At 62.5% G+C, this 17,415-nt stretch carries 16 protein-coding genes; 13 read left to right on the forward strand and 3 right to left on the reverse strand.

Features of this window, described 5'->3' with window-relative positions:
- Positions 1–9 precede the first annotated feature (9 nt).
- The 8 genes from hslR (at position 10) to OKC44_RS11675 (ending at position 7,549) form a co-directional block, all read left to right on the forward strand.
- Positions 10–408 carry a ribosome-associated heat shock protein Hsp15 gene (gene hslR, locus OKC44_RS11640; RefSeq protein WP_016349333.1) on the forward strand — a complete coding sequence of 133 codons (399 nt, stop codon included), beginning with the start codon at positions 10–12 and terminating at the stop codon, positions 406–408.
- Between the two features lie 108 nt (positions 409–516).
- Positions 517–1,401: an Hsp33 family molecular chaperone HslO gene (gene hslO, locus OKC44_RS11645; RefSeq protein ID WP_024943636.1), complete on the forward strand. Its 885-nt coding sequence runs from the start codon at positions 517–519 to the stop codon at positions 1,399–1,401.
- Positions 1,402–1,550: 149 nt separating this feature from the next.
- Positions 1,551–3,176, forward strand: coding sequence for a phosphoenolpyruvate carboxykinase (ATP) (gene pckA / locus OKC44_RS11650; RefSeq protein WP_011704536.1), 1,626 nt, complete (start codon positions 1,551–1,553; stop codon positions 3,174–3,176).
- A gap of 175 nt (positions 3,177–3,351) precedes the next feature.
- Positions 3,352–4,017 carry a GntR family transcriptional regulator gene (locus OKC44_RS11655; RefSeq protein WP_011704535.1) on the forward strand — a complete coding sequence of 222 codons (666 nt, stop codon included), beginning with the start codon at positions 3,352–3,354 and terminating at the stop codon, positions 4,015–4,017.
- A gap of 33 nt (positions 4,018–4,050) precedes the next feature.
- Positions 4,051–5,853: an aminopeptidase P family protein gene (locus OKC44_RS11660; protein ID WP_270812946.1), complete on the forward strand. Its 1,803-nt coding sequence runs from the start codon at positions 4,051–4,053 to the stop codon at positions 5,851–5,853.
- Positions 5,854–5,966: 113 nt separating this feature from the next.
- Entirely contained in the window at positions 5,967–6,362 is a 396-nt protein-coding gene (locus tag OKC44_RS11665) for a nitrous oxide-stimulated promoter family protein (RefSeq protein ID WP_026080215.1), read from the forward strand.
- Between the two features lie 120 nt (positions 6,363–6,482).
- A complete protein-coding gene (locus tag OKC44_RS11670; RefSeq protein ID WP_039215349.1) occupies positions 6,483–6,935 on the forward strand; it encodes a GNAT family N-acetyltransferase in 453 nt (150 codons plus the stop codon).
- Positions 6,936–7,072: 137 nt separating this feature from the next.
- On the forward strand, positions 7,073–7,549 hold the full coding sequence (locus OKC44_RS11675) for a glycine zipper 2TM domain-containing protein (RefSeq protein WP_270812947.1): 477 nt from the start codon (positions 7,073–7,075) through the stop codon (positions 7,547–7,549).
- 65 nt (positions 7,550–7,614) lie between these two features.
- Here OKC44_RS11675 and OKC44_RS11680 read toward each other — a convergent pair whose 3' ends face one another.
- The 3 genes from OKC44_RS11680 to OKC44_RS11690 form a co-directional block, all read right to left on the reverse strand.
- Positions 7,615–9,594, reverse strand: coding sequence for a bifunctional 2',3'-cyclic-nucleotide 2'-phosphodiesterase/3'-nucleotidase (locus OKC44_RS11680; RefSeq protein WP_270813208.1), 1,980 nt, complete (start codon positions 9,592–9,594; stop codon positions 7,615–7,617).
- A gap of 127 nt (positions 9,595–9,721) precedes the next feature.
- Positions 9,722–10,342 (reverse strand): L-lysine exporter, encoded by a 621-nt coding sequence (gene lysE / locus OKC44_RS11685; RefSeq protein WP_011704530.1) that lies wholly within the window; start codon positions 10,340–10,342, stop codon positions 9,722–9,724.
- A 213-nt stretch (positions 10,343–10,555) separates the two neighbouring features.
- Entirely contained in the window at positions 10,556–11,338 is a 783-nt protein-coding gene (locus OKC44_RS11690; protein ID WP_005315931.1) for a LuxR family transcriptional regulator, read from the reverse strand.
- 62 nt (positions 11,339–11,400) lie between these two features.
- Between OKC44_RS11690 and OKC44_RS11695 the strand changes: the two genes are divergently transcribed.
- From OKC44_RS11695 to OKC44_RS11715, 5 genes are all read left to right on the forward strand, one after another.
- The gene (locus OKC44_RS11695) at positions 11,401–12,024 is read left to right on the forward strand and encodes an acyl-homoserine-lactone synthase (RefSeq protein WP_011704528.1); all 624 of its coding nucleotides are present in this window, start codon (positions 11,401–11,403) and stop codon (positions 12,022–12,024) included.
- 267 nt (positions 12,025–12,291) lie between these two features.
- Positions 12,292–13,191 carry a LysR family transcriptional regulator ArgP gene (locus OKC44_RS11700; protein ID WP_011704527.1) on the forward strand — a complete coding sequence of 300 codons (900 nt, stop codon included), beginning with the start codon at positions 12,292–12,294 and terminating at the stop codon, positions 13,189–13,191.
- A 100-nt stretch (positions 13,192–13,291) separates the two neighbouring features.
- Entirely contained in the window at positions 13,292–15,313 is a 2,022-nt protein-coding gene (locus OKC44_RS11705; RefSeq protein WP_029301884.1) for an exoribonuclease II, read from the forward strand.
- 187 nt (positions 15,314–15,500) lie between these two features.
- On the forward strand, positions 15,501–16,094 hold the full coding sequence (locus OKC44_RS11710) for a TetR/AcrR family transcriptional regulator (RefSeq protein ID WP_139749443.1): 594 nt from the start codon (positions 15,501–15,503) through the stop codon (positions 16,092–16,094).
- Between the two features lie 21 nt (positions 16,095–16,115).
- Complete coding sequence (locus OKC44_RS11715; RefSeq protein WP_270812949.1) at positions 16,116–17,162, forward strand: DUF418 domain-containing protein; 1,047 nt, start codon at positions 16,116–16,118, stop codon at positions 17,160–17,162.
- The last annotated feature ends 253 nt before the right edge of the window (positions 17,163–17,415 follow it).

A 17,415-nucleotide genomic window follows, 5' to 3' on the forward strand; every position in this document is an offset into this window, starting at 1 on the left:
AGTCGATTCATGCCGAACCCCGCAGAAACCCCAGCCCTGGTCCGTCTCGACAAGTGGTTGTGGGCGGCGCGTTTTTACAAGACCCGCAGCCTGGCCCGCGACCAGATTGAAGGGGGCAAGGTGCATTACAACGGCCAGCGCAGCAAACCGGGCAAGCATGTCGAGGTCGGCGCTCTCATTCGCTGCTGGCAGGGTCAGGACGAACGGGAAGTGCGGGTTCTCGAGGTGAGCGAGCAGCGCAAGTCCGCCCCGCTGGCCCAGCAGCTCTATGAAGAGACCGAGGCCAGCCTGAAAAAGCGGGCCGAAAACAGCGAGGCACGCCGCTTCAACAGCCAGTTTGCGCCAAGCCCCGAGCGTCGCCCCGACAAGCAGGAGCGGCGCCAGCTGATCAAGGTCAAGCAATATTGACCCGCCAAGATGGCCCTTTTATGACGACAGTTGCCGGAATAAGTTCCTAACCAGCTGTTTATTAATGTTTTTATCTATTTACCCCACCGAAGAACCCAGGAATGCATGATGAGTAACCAAGATCTCCTGTATCGCTATCTGTTCGAAGAGTACGAAGTCCGGGGCGAGCTGGTCCAGCTGGACCACACCTACCGCCACGTGGTTGAGGCCCAGAACTACCCGGTACAGGTGCAAAAACTGCTGGGTGAACTGCTGGTCGCCACCAGCCTGCTGACCGCCACCCTCAAGTTCGAAGGCTCCATCACGGTGCAGTTGCAGGGCAACGGCCCGGTACGGCTGGCCGTCATCAACGGCGACAACAACCAGCAGCTGCGTGGCGTGGCCCGCTATGAAGGGGAACTGCCGAGCGACGACAAGCTGCAGAGCCTGATCGGAGAAGGCCAGCTGGTCATCACCATCACCCCGGAGCAGGGTGAACGCTATCAGGGCATCATAGCGCTGGACGCCGACACCCTGGCCGGCTGCCTGGAGCACTACTTCGCCCAGTCCGAACAGCTGGCGACCAAGCTGTGGATCCGCACCGGCTACCACCAGGGTGAGCCGCGCGCCGCCGGCATCCTGCTGCAGGAGCTGCCTGCCCAGAGCGAGGATCACAGCGACGATTTCGAGCACCTGACCCAGCTCACCAGCACCATCAAGGACGAAGAGCTGTTCGGTCTGGAAGCGGAAGAGATCCTCTACCGCCTCTACCACCAGGACAAGGTGCGGGTGTTCGATCCGCAGGCGGTCGAGTTCCGCTGCACCTGCTCCCGCGCCCGTTGCGAAGGGGCTCTGCTGCAGATAGAGAAAGAAGAGGTCATGGAGATGGTGCAGGAGCTCGGCAAGATCGACATGCACTGTGATTATTGCGGCGCCCAGTACCAATTTGATGGGATCGACGTCGAAACCCTGTTCAGCAGGGCTCCCGGTAATGATGCAAACAAGTTACACTAATTGAAGGCGGGCAAAACCCGCCTTTAACTTAAATAACAAAAAAATACCCTATTTTATAAAGTTTGATGGCGATCGCTAAACTCTACCACCTAAGTGATAGGATGAACGCCAGATAGAACCCTACCAACCTCTGAACCCAGGAGAATACAATGACAATCGTGGCAGAACCCACCCTGGCCAAGCAATTAGGACTGGACCAGTACGGTATCAAGAACTCCACTGAAATCCTGCGCAACCCTTCCTACGACCAGCTGTTCGCGGAAGAGACACGTGCCGACCTGGAAGGGTTCGAGCGCGGCGTGGTGACCGAACTGGGCGCCGTCAATGTCAATACCGGCATCTTCACCGGCCGCTCCCCTAAAGATAAATATATCGTCAAAGACGCCACCACCCAGAATACTGTGTGGTGGTCTGACCAGGGTAAAAACGATAACAAAGCCATCAGCCCGGAAGTGTGGTCACATCTGAAATCCCTGGTGACCAAACAACTCTCCGGCAAGCGCCTGTTCGTGGTCGACGGTTTCTGCGGTGCCAACCCGGACACCCGCCTGGCCGTGCGCATCATCACCGAGGTGGCCTGGCAGGCTCACTTCGTGAAAAACATGTTCATTCGCCCGAGCGATGAAGAGCTGAAAACCTTCAAACCGGACTTCGTGGTGATGAACGGTGCCAAGTGCACCAACCCGAACTGGAAGGAGCAGGGTCTCAACTCCGAGAACTTCGTCGCCTTCAACCTGACCGAGAAGATCCAGCTCATCGGCGGCACCTGGTACGGTGGCGAGATGAAGAAGGGGATGTTCTCCATGATGAACTACTTCCTGCCCCTGCGCGGCATCGCCTCCATGCACTGCTCCGCCAACGTGGGCCAGGACGGTGACGTGGCCATCTTCTTCGGCCTCTCCGGTACCGGCAAGACCACCCTCTCCACCGATCCCAAGCGTCAGCTGATCGGCGATGACGAGCACGGCTGGGACGACGACGGCGTGTTCAACTTCGAAGGCGGCTGCTACGCCAAGACCATCAAGCTCTCCAAGGAAGCCGAGCCGGACATCTACAACGCCATCCGTCGCGATGCGCTGCTGGAGAACGTGACCGTGGCGGCCGACGGCACCATCGACTTCGACGATGGCTCCAAGACCGAGAACACCCGGGTCTCCTACCCCATCTATCACATCGAGAACATCGTCAAGCCGGTCTCCAAGGCGGGTCACGCCAACAAGGTGATCTTCCTGACTGCCGACGCCTTCGGCGTGCTGCCCCCGGTCTCCAAGCTGACCAAGGAGCAGACCAAGTACCACTTCCTGTCTGGCTTCACCGCCAAACTGGCCGGTACCGAGCGCGGCATCACAGAGCCGACCCCGACCTTCTCCTCCTGCTTCGGCGCAGCCTTCCTCTCCCTGCACCCGACCAAGTACGGTCAGGAACTGGTGAAACGGATGGAAGCCGCCGGCGCGGAAGCCTACCTGGTCAATACCGGCTGGAACGGCACCGGCAAGCGCATCTCCATCAAGGATACCCGCGCCATCATCGACGCCATCCTGGATGGCTCCATCGAGAAGGCCGAGACCAAGGTGCTGCCGATCTTCAATCTGGAAGTGCCGACCGCCCTGCACGACGTGAACCCGGCGATCCTCGACCCGCGCGACACTTACGCCAACAAGGCCGAGTGGGACGCCAAGGCGGTTGACCTGGCAGGACGCTTTATCAAGAACTTCGAGCGCTTCACCGACAATGAAGAGGGCAAGCGTCTGGTAGCGGCAGGTCCGCAGCTGTAACAGCGACCCCGTTCATCGCCAATCTCATACCGGTCAGCCCAGCTGGCCGGTATTTTTTTGAGCAGAGCGCGGCATTTGACTCCTGCCAAACCTTGCCTTGTGGGCCCTTGCGCGTTAGATTCAGCCCAACTTTATACAATATACAATTTTGTAACGATTCCCCTGTGACCCGACCATGACCCCACCCTACAAGACCCGTACCCAAATGGTGATGGAAAACCTCCGTGGCCGGATCCTGCGCGGTGAGTTTCCCGCCGGCGCCCCCCTGCGCCAGGACGCCATCGCCAAGGAGCTGGCGGTGAGCCGCATTCCGGTGCGCGAAGCCCTGATGCAGCTGGAAGCGCAGGGGCTGGTGAAGTTCGAGGCACACCGCGGCGCCGTGGTCACCATGCTGGACGCCGCGGCCATCGAGGAGCTCTTTTATTTGCGAGCCCTGCTGGAAGCCGATACCCTGTTCCACGCCGTCGACCTGATGACGGAGGAGACCTTCGCCCGGGCGCAGGCGATCCTCGCCCAGTTCGACCAGGCCCTCGAGTCGGGCACCCAGATCGAACGCTGGGCCGAACTGAACCACAGTTTTCACGCCACCCTCTATCAGGCCGCCGGCCGCCCCCAGGCACTGGAGCTGATCGCCCAGATCAATCTGAGCTGTGACCGCTATGTGCGCTTCGAGCTGCTGTTCGCCAGCGATGGCGTCGACAAGGCCGAGCGCGAGCACGCCCAGCTGCTGGAGCTGTGCCGTGCCCGCCGCAAGCACGAGGCGGTGGTACTGCTCAAGCAACATATCGAGGCGGCTGGCCAGTCCATCAAGCGGATCCTGGACAGCGGCCACAACCACTGAACACTCACATCACAACAATCTGGCATTAACGACATGAATCATTTCGAGATTATTGAAACCCGCGTCGCCCAGGTCAGGGCCGAACTGGCCATGATGGAGCTGGACGCCTTCATCGTCCCCCACGACGACGAGCACCTGGGGGAGTACATTCCCGCCTACGCCGAGCGACTGGACTGGATCACGGGTTTCAACGGCTCCGCCGGCCTCGCCATCATCCTGGCGCAGCGGGCGGCCCTGTTCATCGACGGTCGTTATACGGTGCAGGCCCGCATGCAGGCACCGGCCGAGCTCTTCGAGTTTCTCCATCTGGTGGAAGATCCCCATGTGCAGTGGCTGGCGGATCAGCTGCCGTCCGGCTCCCGGGTCGGCTTCGACGCCCGCCTGCACAGCCTGGCCTGGTATCACAATGCCAAGGCGGTGTTGACCGAGCGCGGCATCGAGCTGGTGCGCGTGGAGCAGAACCCCATCGATCTGCACTGGAGCGATCGCCCCGCCCCCACCAAGAATCCGGCCATCCTCTACAGCGAAGCGCTGGCGGGCCAGTCCAGCCAGGCCAAGCGCGAGATGCTGGCCAACGATCTGCGCAAGCGCGGTCTGGATGCGGTGCTGCTGACCCAGGCCGAGCCCATCAACTGGCTGCTCAACCTGCGTGGTCGCGACGTGGAGCGGCTGCCGGTGGTGCTGGGCTTCGCGGTGCTCTACGCCAACGCCACCATGGATTTCTTCGTCGACACCGACAAGATCGACTGCTTCGCCTTCAGTCAGCACGTGGGGCAGGATGTCTCCGTCTACCCCATCGACAAGCTGGGTGACGTGCTGCAGCGCATCGGTGAAGACCAGCAGAAGGTGCTGGCCGATCCCAACACCGCCAACGCCTGGACCCAGCTGGTCATGGAAGAGGCGGGCGCCATCCTGGTGGCCGGTCAGGACCCGACCATGCTGCCCAAGGCATGCAAGAACGAGGTGGAGCTGGCCGGCATGCGCGCCGCCCATCTGCGCGACGGCGTCGCCGTCACCCGTTTCCTGGCCTGGCTGGATCGGCTGATCGCCAGCGGCGAGTTCGACGGGGTGGATGAAGGCACCCTGGCCGACCAGCTGGAAGCCTTCCGCCGCGAGCAGGAGCACTATGTCGAGCCAAGCTTCGACACCATCTCGGCGCTCGGCCCCAACGCCGCCATGTGCCACTACCGCCACACCAACGGCACCCCGCGCACCTTTGGCCAGGACAGCATCTATCTGGTGGACTCCGGCGCCCAGTATCTGGACGGTACTACCGACATCACCCGCACCATCAAGGTGGGTGAACTGACCGACGAGCACAAGGCAATGTTCACCCGGGTATTGCAGGGTCACATCGCGCTGGATCAGGCCCGCTTCCCGCGCGGCACCGCCGGCATCCAGCTCGACGTGCTGGCCCGCCAGCCGCTGTGGCAGGCCGGTTACAACTACGACCACGGTACCGGCCACGGCGTCGGTCACTTCCTCAGCGTGCACGAAGGCCCGCAGCGCATCGCCCCCAAGGGCAGCCTGGTGGCCCTGCAGCCGGGCATGGTGCTCTCCAACGAACCTGGTTACTACCGGGAAGATGCCTTCGGCATCCGTTGCGAGAACCTGGTGGTGGTCACCGAGCAGGAGCAGATCGGCGAGCTGCCGATGCTGGGCTTCGAGCGGCTGACCTATGTACCGTTCGATACCCGCCTCATCGACCGCAGCCTGCTGAGCTCGGCCGAGTTCCGCTGGATCAACGAGTACCACGCCGAGGTCTACCGCCGCCTGAGCCCGCTGCTGGAGGGCGAGGATCTCGCCTGGCTGGAGCAGGCAACCAGCCTCATTTAAGCGCAGACAAACAGAGTTGTCTGATGAAACAGGGCCCACGGGCCCTGTTTTTTTTGCCCGCCGGTTTGACCTGTATCAAGACCCCGCCGCCCCAGGTCCGGACAATGCCCTACATGACGACCCATCACTCCCACCCCGCGCGCCCGGCCCGTGCCGACAAGGCGCCCGTGCATCCCAGGCTCAAGCGGGAGCAGCAGACGGTCAGCGCCATGATCCGCCTCTACTGCGACCACCATCATCAGGATCCCGCCTGCCGGCACTGCCAGCAGTTGCAGGAGTTCGCCCACCAGCGGCTGCGCCGCTGCCGCTATGGTCACGGCCACAAGCCCACCTGTGCCAACTGCCACATCCACTGCTATGCCCCGGCCATGCGCAAGCAGATCCAGCTGGTGATGAAGTGGAGCGGCCCGCGCATGCTGTGGCATCACCCCTGGCTGGCCCTGCGCCACCTGCTGGACAGCCGTCGCAAGGCCCCCAAACGACCGGGCAGCCGTCCCCTGCCGCCCTGAGTCGGGGCAGCCCTGCCGCTCAACGCCCCAGACCCGCTTGCATCAGCCCGACGGGCCCACTACCCTGTGGCTCCTTTTTGACTGCCGCCCGGCAGCACGTACGACATCACAGGAGCCCGGATGCACCAGCCCCCCGTTTTGAGAGTGGCGCGCCACACCGACATGCACGCCATCTGGCAGATCGACGTCAATGTATTCGGGGAGGATGTCTATCCCGGCTTCTTCTTCCGCCAGGCCATGGATCTGTGGCCCGAGCTGCTGCTGGTGGCCGAGCTGGACGGCAAGCTGCTGGGCTATGCCCTGGGCGGACTGGGACAGGATCGGTCGCAGGGCTGGCTGCTCTCCTTGGCGGTGCTGCCGGAGGCGCGCGGCTTCGGACTGGCCGAGCGCATGATGCTGCAGGTGGAGCAGTCACTGCTGACACTGGGGATCGAGCGGGTCAGACTGACGGTGGATCCGGCCAATCCGGCCCAGCGCCTCTACTTTCGACTCGGTTATCAGCAACTGGCCGAGGAGCGCGACTATTTCGGCCCGGGCGAGGATCGCCTGCTGCTGGAAAAACGGCTCGACTGAGCCGGCGGTGACGGGGTTTGCCGGGCCCGGGCCTTATAATTGGTTACACTTTGCTGGTTTCATGCTCAATCCGGTTGGCGTAGAGTTGAATCACTGACCGAACAAACCAGATTAGATGCCAGCCCAGGAGGCCCATCATGTTGAAACGCATTACCCTCATCGCCCTGTTGGCCACCACCACCGCCACCACCCTCAGCGGCTGTGCCAACAGCGACGTCTACTCCGGTGACGTCTACACCAAGGATCGCGCCAAGCAGGTGCAGACCGTCAGCTACGGCACCATCCTCTCCACCCGCCCGGTCAAGATCCAGGCCGATGAAAACTCGCTGATCGGCACCATCGGTGGCGCCGTGGTCGGCGGCCTGCTCGGCAGCACCATTGGCGGCGGGCGCGGCAGCGACATCGCCGCGGCCGGTGGCGCCATCGCGGGTGCGGCAGCCGGCAAGGCGGCCGGTGATAAGCTCAACCAGGTGGACGGGGTCGAACTCGAGATCAAGAAAGAGAACGGCGAATCCATCGTGGTGGTGCAAAAGGCCAACCCCACCTTCGTGCCGGGCGCCCGGGTCCGCATGACCCAGGGCAACGGCACCATCAACGTGGCCGTGGTCAACTAAGCCCTCCGCCCATGAAAAAGCCCTCGCACTGCGAGGGCTTTTTTTATTGCCATGTCGACCGGGAATTACTGACGGATCAGCCGGAAGATGGCGTAGCCGGGGTGCTGGGCGTCATCCATCGGCAGGGTGGACTTGTACTCCAGATCCGCACCGGCCAGCTGTTTGGCCTCCTCGCGGGGCGAGGAGTAGAGCCGCACGTCCACGTTGGCCGGCAGGGCCTTCATGTGCCAGTTGTTGTTGGCCGCCGGGCTGAAGCCGGCCGGGTTGTCGGCAGACTGGGCCTTCAGGTACTGGGCGATGATCTCGCGCGTTTCGAAGGGGTCTTCATGCACTATGTTGCTGCCGTCGATGCCCGGGAAGTGGCCGCCGCCGCTGGCGCGGTAGTTGTTGGTCACCACGTAGAACTTCTGGGCCGGATCGATGGGCTGGCCGTTGAAGGTGAGGCTGCTGATGCGCTGGCCGTCGCTGACCTTGGCCCCTTCCTTGTTGTAACGGGCCGGCTGGGTGATATCCACCTCGTAGTTGACCCCGTCGATCACGTCGAAGTTGTAGGTGGGGAACTTCTCGTTCACCAGCCACTGCACCTCGGTCTTGCCGGTGTCGATCTGGTTGAACTGGCCGGCACTCATCTCCAGCCACTCCTTGACGGTGGCCCCGTTCACCTCGACCACCTGCAGGGTGTTCGGATAGATGTAGAGGTCGGAGACGTTTCGCAGGGAGATGTCGCCCTGGGCTACGTAGGTGAAGTCATTGATGCCGTTGCGACCGCCACGGAACGGCGCCGCCACCGACAGAATGGGGTAGGACTCCTTGAGCAGGCCGTCTGTTTGCAGCTGTTCGGCATGCTTGCGCTGGGCATCGCTCACCAGCTGCACCGAAGGATCATCCTGCACCAGGGCGAAGAAGCTGTGGATGGAGGAGGTGATCTTGCCGAGCGGCTCGTCCAGCCACTGGTTGGTGGCGTCGTGGTCGGCCTGCACCAGGTCCACCACCCGCTGATCCACCGCACTGCCCTCGCTGGAGTCGATCTTGCGCAGGCTGGCCTGGCTCTGTTTCACCTGCCACTTGCCGTCCACCTGCTCCAGCTTGAGGTCGATGATGCCGAGGTGGTTGCCCCAGTAACCTGGCATTACAGTCGGAATGCCGCTCAGGGTACCGGCTTTGTTGTCCACCTCCGGCAGATCCGGGAAGTCACCAGGGAAGTTCTTGTGGGCGTGGCCCAGCATCAGGGCATCGACCCCCTTCACCTTGGCCAGGTGCCAGGCGGAGTTCTCCATCATGGCCTCGTAGCTGCTGGCGTTGATGCCAGTGTGGGCCACCACCACCACGATATCGGCGCCCTTGGCGCGCAGCTCGGGCACATAGTGGTTGGCAGTCTCGACCATGTCGGCCACCACCACCTTGCCTTCCAGATGACGTTTGTCCCACTGCAGCACCTGCGGCGGGGTCAGCCCCAGGATACCGACCTTGACGGTCTGCAGCTGGCCCTTGTCATCCTTCACCTTGCGTTCCAGCAGCAGGTAGGGGGTGAACTTGTTGCCGCTCCAGTCTATTTGCCCCTTGGCATCGCGCTTGAAGGCGCCCGCCTCGAACACGTTGGCGTTCACATAGGGGAACTTGGCTCCCTGCAGGGTCTTGGTGAGGTAATCCAGCCCGTAGTTGAATTCGTGGTTGCCCAGGTTGCCGGCATCGTAGCCGAGCTCGTTCATCGCCTTGAACACCGGGTGGGCCTGCTTGTCGAGGTAACCGGCACCCGACTGCTCGAAGATGTAGTCCGCCAGCGGCGTGCCCTGGATCAGGTCGCCGTTGTCGAGCAGCAGGTTGTTGGGGTTTTCGGCGCGGGCCGCGCGGATCAGCAGCGCGGTGCGGGAGAGGCCAAACTTGCGATCTTCCTTGTTCTGGTAGTAGTCGTAGCCCAGTACATTGGAGTGGATATCGGAGGTCTGGATCAGACGCAGGGCAACCTCACCCGGTTGCGCCTTGCTGTCGTTTTCATTGCTACAGGCAGATAACAGCACGATGGCTGCAATAGCACCCAGCTTCATGGTTTTATTCACTGTCTTGTCCCTTTTATTATGAGTGTCGCTTTACCAGCGACGGGAATTTAACAGACGAATATGTCAGCGCATGAAGCCGGGATTAATTTTTATGAGGTGCGGCACAAAAATAGCCTTATGACGCCAGCAGAGCCCCGCTCGCCAGCTGCAACGCCAGCCCCAGCATGATGAAACCAACAATAGTATCAATAGCTTGCTGAACCCTGCCGCGAGCGAGCCAGGGTGAGAGTGCCGCCGCCCCGAACGCCAGGCTGTAGAACCAGACCAGCGAGGCCAGCATGGCTCCGGCCGCAAAGGCCGGCCGCAACTCTTCGGCAAACTGGCTGCCGAAGGAGCCGAGCAGCATCAGGGTATCCAGGTAGACGTGGGGGTTGAGCAGGGTCACCCCGAGCGTCATGGCCAGCACGCTCTTGACCCCCATCAACTGGGGCGAGTCCGCCAGCTTGGCTCCCTGCCCGCGCCAGGCACTGCGCAGGGAACGGATACCGAACCAGCCGAGAAACAGCACGCCGCCCCAGGTCAGCAGGGCCAGGCCGATCGGGCTGGCCGCCAGCAGGTTGGCCCCGCCAAACACCCCGATGCCGATCAGCACGAGATCGCACAGGCAGCAGAGGGTCGCTGTCAGCAGGTGGTGGTTGCGGTGGATGCCCCGACTCAGCACGAAGGCATTCTGGGCACCGATGGGAATGATCATGGCAAGGCCGAGGGTGAAGCCTTGCAGGGTGGTAGCAAACATGGATGAACCGTCCAGCAGAGTGATTGGACGGCACTATAAGGGGGGCAGTTCTATTTAGAGAAATTCATTGATCTGCTGAGCCATTTGTTTTGCTAATGACTGCAGGGCAGGCATAACCCCTTCGGGGCAGAAGGGCCGCCATTCGGCCATGACTGTCAATTGCAGGATCTGACAATTGTTAGCCAATCACTCTGCCCCGAGAATCATCGGGTTTTATTGCATCAGCTTGGGGAAGTTGGTGACCACGACCTGCTCGAGATTGGGCAGCAAAATGCCACTGCTCACCCCCTTGGCGATGGCCTGGTAGCGATTCATCGACCCCGTTTTACGGGTGACCTGATTGAGGTGGTAGTTCACGGTTCGCTCCGTGATCCCCAGGATGCAGGCGATTTCACCCGACGTTTTCCCTTCACTGGCCCAGAACAGGCATTCGGTCTCCCGGTCAGTCAGGGCCTCCTGAGGGTCATCTTCCCGCAGACTGACCCGCACAATCCGGATCGCCGCCTCGAAGATGTAGTTGGACATCCAGGAGAGGATGGGCGAGGACTCCAGCAGCAGATCGCTCGATGCCCGCTCGGCGGTGATGAACGACAGTATGCCGTTCTCCCCTGCCGCACCGTGCAACGGGAACGAAATTCCGTTGCGCAGCCCGAACTCCGCCGCCAACCCCATCACGTCAAGACTGCCCTCTTGCAGAAAACGCGCCCGCTCATCCAGCCGGTTCCAGTAAATGGGCAAGGTCTGCTTGCGGGCCAATTGAATGATGGGATCACAGGCCAGCATATGGTTGGCCGTGTAGGCCTGCACCCAGGAGTCTGGGCACTGGTTGAACAGCACCACCTTGGGTCTTTGCATCGACATGGGAATGATCAGCGCAAACCGGTAGTAGTCGTAACCCATACCGAGCGTGAACCGACCGATCAACTCGGCCAAACGATCCCCGTCCGTTACCGAAGTGAAATGTTCGAGGTACTCAAGCAGTTGGTCTTGTTTCATATGCTAGCCCCCCTGGCCAGGGCCTCGATTATAGCGCCGAACACTGAAATGGAGACATCTGAATGCTTGTTTTCAAAGGAAAATTAAAAGAACACCCCAGATGGGAGGTAGAAAACGAGCTTTATCGCTTTCGCAATCGCGTCTTCTCCGATCGCCTCGGCTGGGATGTGGAATCCCACCGTGGTCTGGAGCAGGACAGTTTCGATACCCCTGATACCCACTGGGTGCTGATCGAAGACGAGGAAGGCCTGTGCGGCTGCATCCGTCTGCTCAGCTGTGCCCAGGATTACATGCTGCCCAGCATCTTCCCCACCGCCCTCGCCGGTGAAGCCCCGCCGCGCAGCAACGACGTGTGGGAGCTGACCCGCCTCGCCATCGATGCCGAACGGGCTCCCCGACTCGGCAACGGCATCAGCGAACTGACCTGCATCATCTTCCGCGAGGTCTATGCCTTCGCCAAGGCGCAGGGGATCCGCGAGCTGGTTGCCGTGGTCAGCCTGCCGGTAGAGCGGATCTTCCGCCGTCTCGGCCTGCCCATCGAGCGGCTCGGTCACCGCCAGGCGGTGGATCTGGGCGCCGTGCGCGGGGTCGGGATCCGCTTCCATCTGGATGAGCGTTTCGCCCGTGCCGTCGGCCAGCCCCTGCAGGGTGCCTATGACGAGGCGCGCGAACTGGTCACCGAATAGAGACGACGCAAAAAAATCCCGGGGTAAGACCCGGGATTAAAAGTTCTCGCTATGGCCCGTTTCCACCCCATGCAAAAACGGACGCAAAAGAGTATCTCTTGAATACCTTTTGACCACCACTGTCACATCTCACAGTGACAAACCCGCTTTGACCTCACAGCCCTTGTCACGCCTGGTCTGCCGACATTTTCAGCGATCTCCGGTTGTTCTCCCGCCACCACTTGAGTAGCATCCCTTCTCAATTCCCTCTGTTGATAAGGCATGCTGATGAAGGCGTTGGATTACAAGCTGCTGCTGGCGCTGGATGCGGTGATGCAGGAGCAGAACTTCGAGCGGGCCGCCCAGCGCCTGCACATCACCCAGTCCGCCATCTCCCAACGCATCAAGCAGCTGGAGCAGCAGTTTGCCGAGCCGCTGCTGATCCGCGGCCAGCCGCTGCAGGCCACCGCGCTCGGGCAGAAGCTGCTGGCCCACTACCGTCAGGTGCGCCAGCTGGAGCTGGAACTGGCCGGCGAACTCTCCCCCGCCGAGCCGCAGGCGCCGATCCGGGTCAGCATCGCCGTCAACGCCGACAGCCTGGCCACCTGGTTTCTGCCGGCCCTGGCCCCGCTGCTGGAGCAGCACCCCATCGAGCTGAACCTGCTGGTGGATGACGAGAGCCGCACCCTGGATCGGGTGCGCGAGGGGCAGGCGTTCGGCGCCGTCAGCCTGCACGGCCAGCCGCTGGCCGGCTGCTGCGTCGACGAGCTCGGCGAGATGCGCTACCTGCTCACCGCCAGCCCCGCCTTCGTCGCCCGCCACTTCCCGCAGGGGCTGACCCTGGCGGCGCTGGCCAAGGCGCCGGCGGTGGCCTTCGATCAGCGCGACGACATGCACGTCAGCTACATGGCCCGCCACTTCGGGCTGGAGCCCGGCGGCTACCCCTGCCACACGGTGCGCTCGTCCGAGGCCTTCGTCGCCATGGCTGAACAGGGACTGGCCTGCTGCCTGATCCCGGAATTGCAGATCCGCCGCCAGCTGGCGGAGGGCAGCCTGCTCGATCTCAGCCCGGACCAGCATCTGGTCGAGCGGCTCTACTGGCACCGCTGGGTGCTGGAACGGGGGCTGCACAAACAGATATCCCAACGCCTAATCGAGCAGGGTCGCCGGGCACTGCAACCCGGCTGAACCGGCCATTCACCTTGGCTTTGGAGGGGTAAAAACGTATAGTGCTGGGCGATCCGTCATCAGGTCTCCACCCAGGTTTTCCACTTCAGGTTCCTCACTTATGTTCCAAGACAATCCGCTGCTGGCCCAGCTCAAGCAACAAATCCGCGAAAACATCCCCAAGAAAGAGGGTGTGATCCGCGCCTCCGATCGGGGCTTCGGCTTCCTGGAGGTCGATGAGAAGACCAGCTATTTCGTGCCGCCTCCCTACATGAAGAAGGTGATGCACGGTGACCGGGTGAGCGCCCTGATCCGCACCGAAAAAGAGAAGGAAGTGGCCGAGCCGGATGCCCTGCTGGAGCAGTCCGTCACCCGTTTCGTGGCCCGCGTCAAGATGTTCCGCGACCGCCTCAACGTGGTCGCCGATCACCCGCTGATCAAGGATGCCATCAAGGCCCGCGTCAAGAAGGGGCTGGACGAGAAAGAGTTCAAGGAAGGGGACTGGGTGGTTGCCACCCTCAAGCGTCACGCTCTGGTGGACGGCAACTTCTCTGCCGAGATCACCCAGAAGATCGCCTCGCAGGAAGATCACAACGTACCCTGGTGGGTGGTGCTGGCGCGCCACAACCTGGCCCAGGTCGAGCCGGCAGATCTGCCGGAGTGGAAGGTGATCGAAGAGGAAGAGCTGCCGCGCACCGATCTGACCGCGACCCCCTTCTTCACCATCGACGGCGCCAAGACCAAGGACATGGACGATGCCCTGGCCATCCGCAAACTGGACAACGGCTGGGAGCTGCTGGTGGCCATCGCCGACCCGACCGCCTACGTGGCCGAGGGCAGTGAGCTGGACAAGGAAGCTGCCCAGCGCGCCTTCACGGTCTACATGCCGGGCCGCAACGTGCCGATGATCCCGCGCACCCTATCCGACGAGCTCTGCTCCCTGAAAGAGGGCGAGGAGCGCAACACCCTGTGTGCCCGTCTGCTCATCGCCGAGGATGGCCTGCTGCTGGAAGAGACCGAGTTCTTCGCCGCCCGCATCAGCTCCCACGCCCGTCTCACCTATGACGACGTCTCCGACTGGGCCGAACACGGCAAACAGCTGGATATCGACGCCGGCGTGCTGGCCCAGCTGCCGCTGATGAAGGCGATGACCGAGGCGCGCATAGCCTGGCGCACCGAACATGCCCTGGTGTTCCCGGATCGTCCCGACTACGACTTCGAGCTGGGCGAGAACGGCGAAGTGCTGGCCATTCACGTCGAGCCGCGCCGCATCGCCAACCGCATGGTGGAAGAGTCGATGATCGCCGCCAACATCTGTGCCGGCCGCGTGCTCGGCAAGCAGGTCGGCTACGGCATCTTCAACGTCCACACCGGCTTTGACGAAGAGTCCCTCGACGGCGCCATCGATCTGCTGAAAAGCGCCGAGGCCCCGTTCGAGAAAGAAGAGATCGCCAGCCTGTCCGGCTTCTGTGCCCTGCGTCGCTGGATCGACAACCTCGACACCCGCTGGCTGGACGGCAAGATCCGCCGCTTCCAGAGCTATGCGCTGATGTCCGCCGAGCCGGGTGCCCACTACGGCCTGGGGCTGGATGCCTATGCCACCTGGACCTCACCGATCCGCAAGTACGGCGACATGGTCAACCATCGCCTGCTGAAAGCCGTCATCGCCGGCAAGACCCCGGGTGAGCGCCCGAGCCTGGAGCTCACCGAGCACCTGACCGCCTGCCGTCGTCTGCACCGCATGGTGGAGCGTGACATCGGCGACTGGCTCTATGTCCGCTACCTCAAGGCCGATGCCGGCACCGACAAGGTGTTCAACGCCGAGATCATCGACGTTATGCGCGCCGGCCTCAAGCTGCGTCTGCGCGAGAACGGCGCCGTGGTGTTCATGCCCGCCCGCCATATCCTCGACAACAAGGATCGGCTGGAGTGCAACTGGGACAACGGCCGCGTCTATCTGGACAAGACCGAGGTGGTCTACGAGCTCGGCCAGATCATCGAGGTCAAGCTGACCGAAGCGGTGGAAGAGACCCGCTCCCTCATCGCTAAGCCGGCGGTGGAGCTGGTGCCGGGCCCGGCCCCGGTCGCCCCCACCAGCGAGGCTGATGCCGCGCCTGCCGACGAGGCGCCCAAGGCCGAATAAGCCAGGTTTCCCCACCTTGCAAAAGCCCGCACTCTGCGGGCTTTTTTATTGGGCCATGCCGCGCGCCGAGTCCGACGATCACTTTTTGTACGCCCCGAGCTTGCTAGTTGCTCGCCACGAGCATAGAGTGACCCCATAAATGAACGAACGTTCGCTCATTGTAAATTTTCAGGCAAGAGGCATCCCCATGACCACCAACAACCTGCGGCTGGAGCAACGGCGCGAGCAGATCATCCAGGCGGCGCTCGGCTGCTTTATCGAGCGAGGCTTCCACCAGACCGGCATGCGCGACATCGCCGCCGCCGCCGGGGTGAGCCTCGGCAACCTCTACAACCACTTTGCCCGCAAGGAAGAACTGATCGCCCTGATCGCCTCGCTGGAGGCGGCCGAGCTGCAACCCCTGCTGGATGAGCTGGTCCAGGGGCCGGCCCGGGCGGCGCTGGCCCGCTTCGCCGCCGGCTACCTCGCCTGGTCGCTGACCCCGGAGAACCTGCTGCTCGGCACCGAGATCCTGGCCGAGCTGACCCGCCACCCCGAGATGGCCGCCACCTTCGCCAGCAACCAGCGCCAGCTGTGCGATGCCCTGGCGGCGACGGTGCGCCGTGGCCAGCAGGCGGGGGAGCTGGCCGCACACCTGCTGCCGGATCTCACCGCCCAGCTGTTGCTGGACGCGCTGGAGGGGCAGTCGGTGCGCCACGCCCTGGCCCTGCATCCAGAGCAGACACCGGTGGAACAAAGGTTGCCGTCCCTGCTGGACCAGTTGCTGGGCCCGGCCCGCTGATCACCCCAAGGAGCCACCACCATGACGACCCCGCACAATCGACTGGAAGGACTGGATCTGGCCCGTGCCATGGCCCTGCTCGGCATGGTGCTGGTGAATTTTCGCATCGCCATGGGGGTGTTGGCGGGGGGGCCGACCTGGCTCAAGCCCCTGCTGGATGCACTGGAGGGGCGCTCCGCCGCCAGCTTCGTGGTGCTGGCCGGCATCGGGCTGGGGCTGTCGACCCGCAAGCTGGCGTGGTCGGCGGCCATGAGCCATACCGCCAGGCGGGCCCTGTTCCTGCTGATCGTGGGGCTGCTCAACTACCTGGTGTTTCCGGCCGACATCATCCACTACTACGCCATCTACTTTCTGCTAGGGGCCTGCTGTCTCCGGCTTCCCTCCCCCTGGCTGCTGGCTCTGATCCCGCTGCTGGCGGCAAGCTTCGTCGGCCTGCTGTTCCTGCTCGATTACGATCGGGGCTGGCAGTGGCACAGCTTCAGCTATCCCGAGTTCTGGACCCTGGCCGGCTTCATCCGCAATCTGCTGTTCAACGGCTGGCACCCAGTGGTGCCCTGGCTGGGCTTTCTGCTCTACGGCCTCTGGCTGAGCCGCCAATCTCTGGCCAATCCGGTCACCCAGCGCTGGCTGCTGGCCGGCGGGGTGAGTGCCATGGCGCTGGCCAAGGGGCTGTCGCTCTGGTTGCCGACCCTCTTGCCGAACCCCGAGCTGGCGCTACTGCTGGCGACCCAGCCCATTCCCCCGGCGCCGCTCTACCTGCTGTTCGGCATGGGTGCGGCCAGTACCCTGATCGCCCTCTGCCTCTGGCTGGGACGCGCCCTGCCCGAGGCCCGCTGGTGGCGAGTGTGGCTGCCGGTCGGCCGGCAGACCCTGACCCTCTATCTGGCCCACATCATGCTCGGCATGGGAGTACTCGAGGCCATCGGCTGGCTGCAGGGGCAGGATCTGCCCGAGGTGGTGCTGGCCGCCAGCCTCTTCGCCCTGGCGGCGCTGCTGTTTGCCAATCTCTGGAGCCTGCGCTTCGAGCGAGGCCCGCTGGAGTGGCTGATGCGTCGGCTCTGCGGCTGAAGGAGATCATGAAAAACTGAAAGTGGGTTACAAAATAATTGATTCATTGGTTATTTGAATATTGATTCAAGCAATCCATCGTCAACACCCTCAGTTTTCAGGTCAGGCGAATTGCTCCAATTGAATACAAATAATAGAAATGAGAAATGGATCACATTGACATCGGGTTTGCGCAAACAACAGAAGGTGATTCACATCACATAAAAACGATACTGGTGGCAGCAAAGATCGAAATGTAGCCGAAATACAGAGA

The sequence above is a fragment of the Aeromonas sp. S41-2 genome (assembly GCF_027705845.1).
GTDB lineage: Bacteria > Pseudomonadota > Gammaproteobacteria > Enterobacterales > Aeromonadaceae > Aeromonas > Aeromonas hydrophila.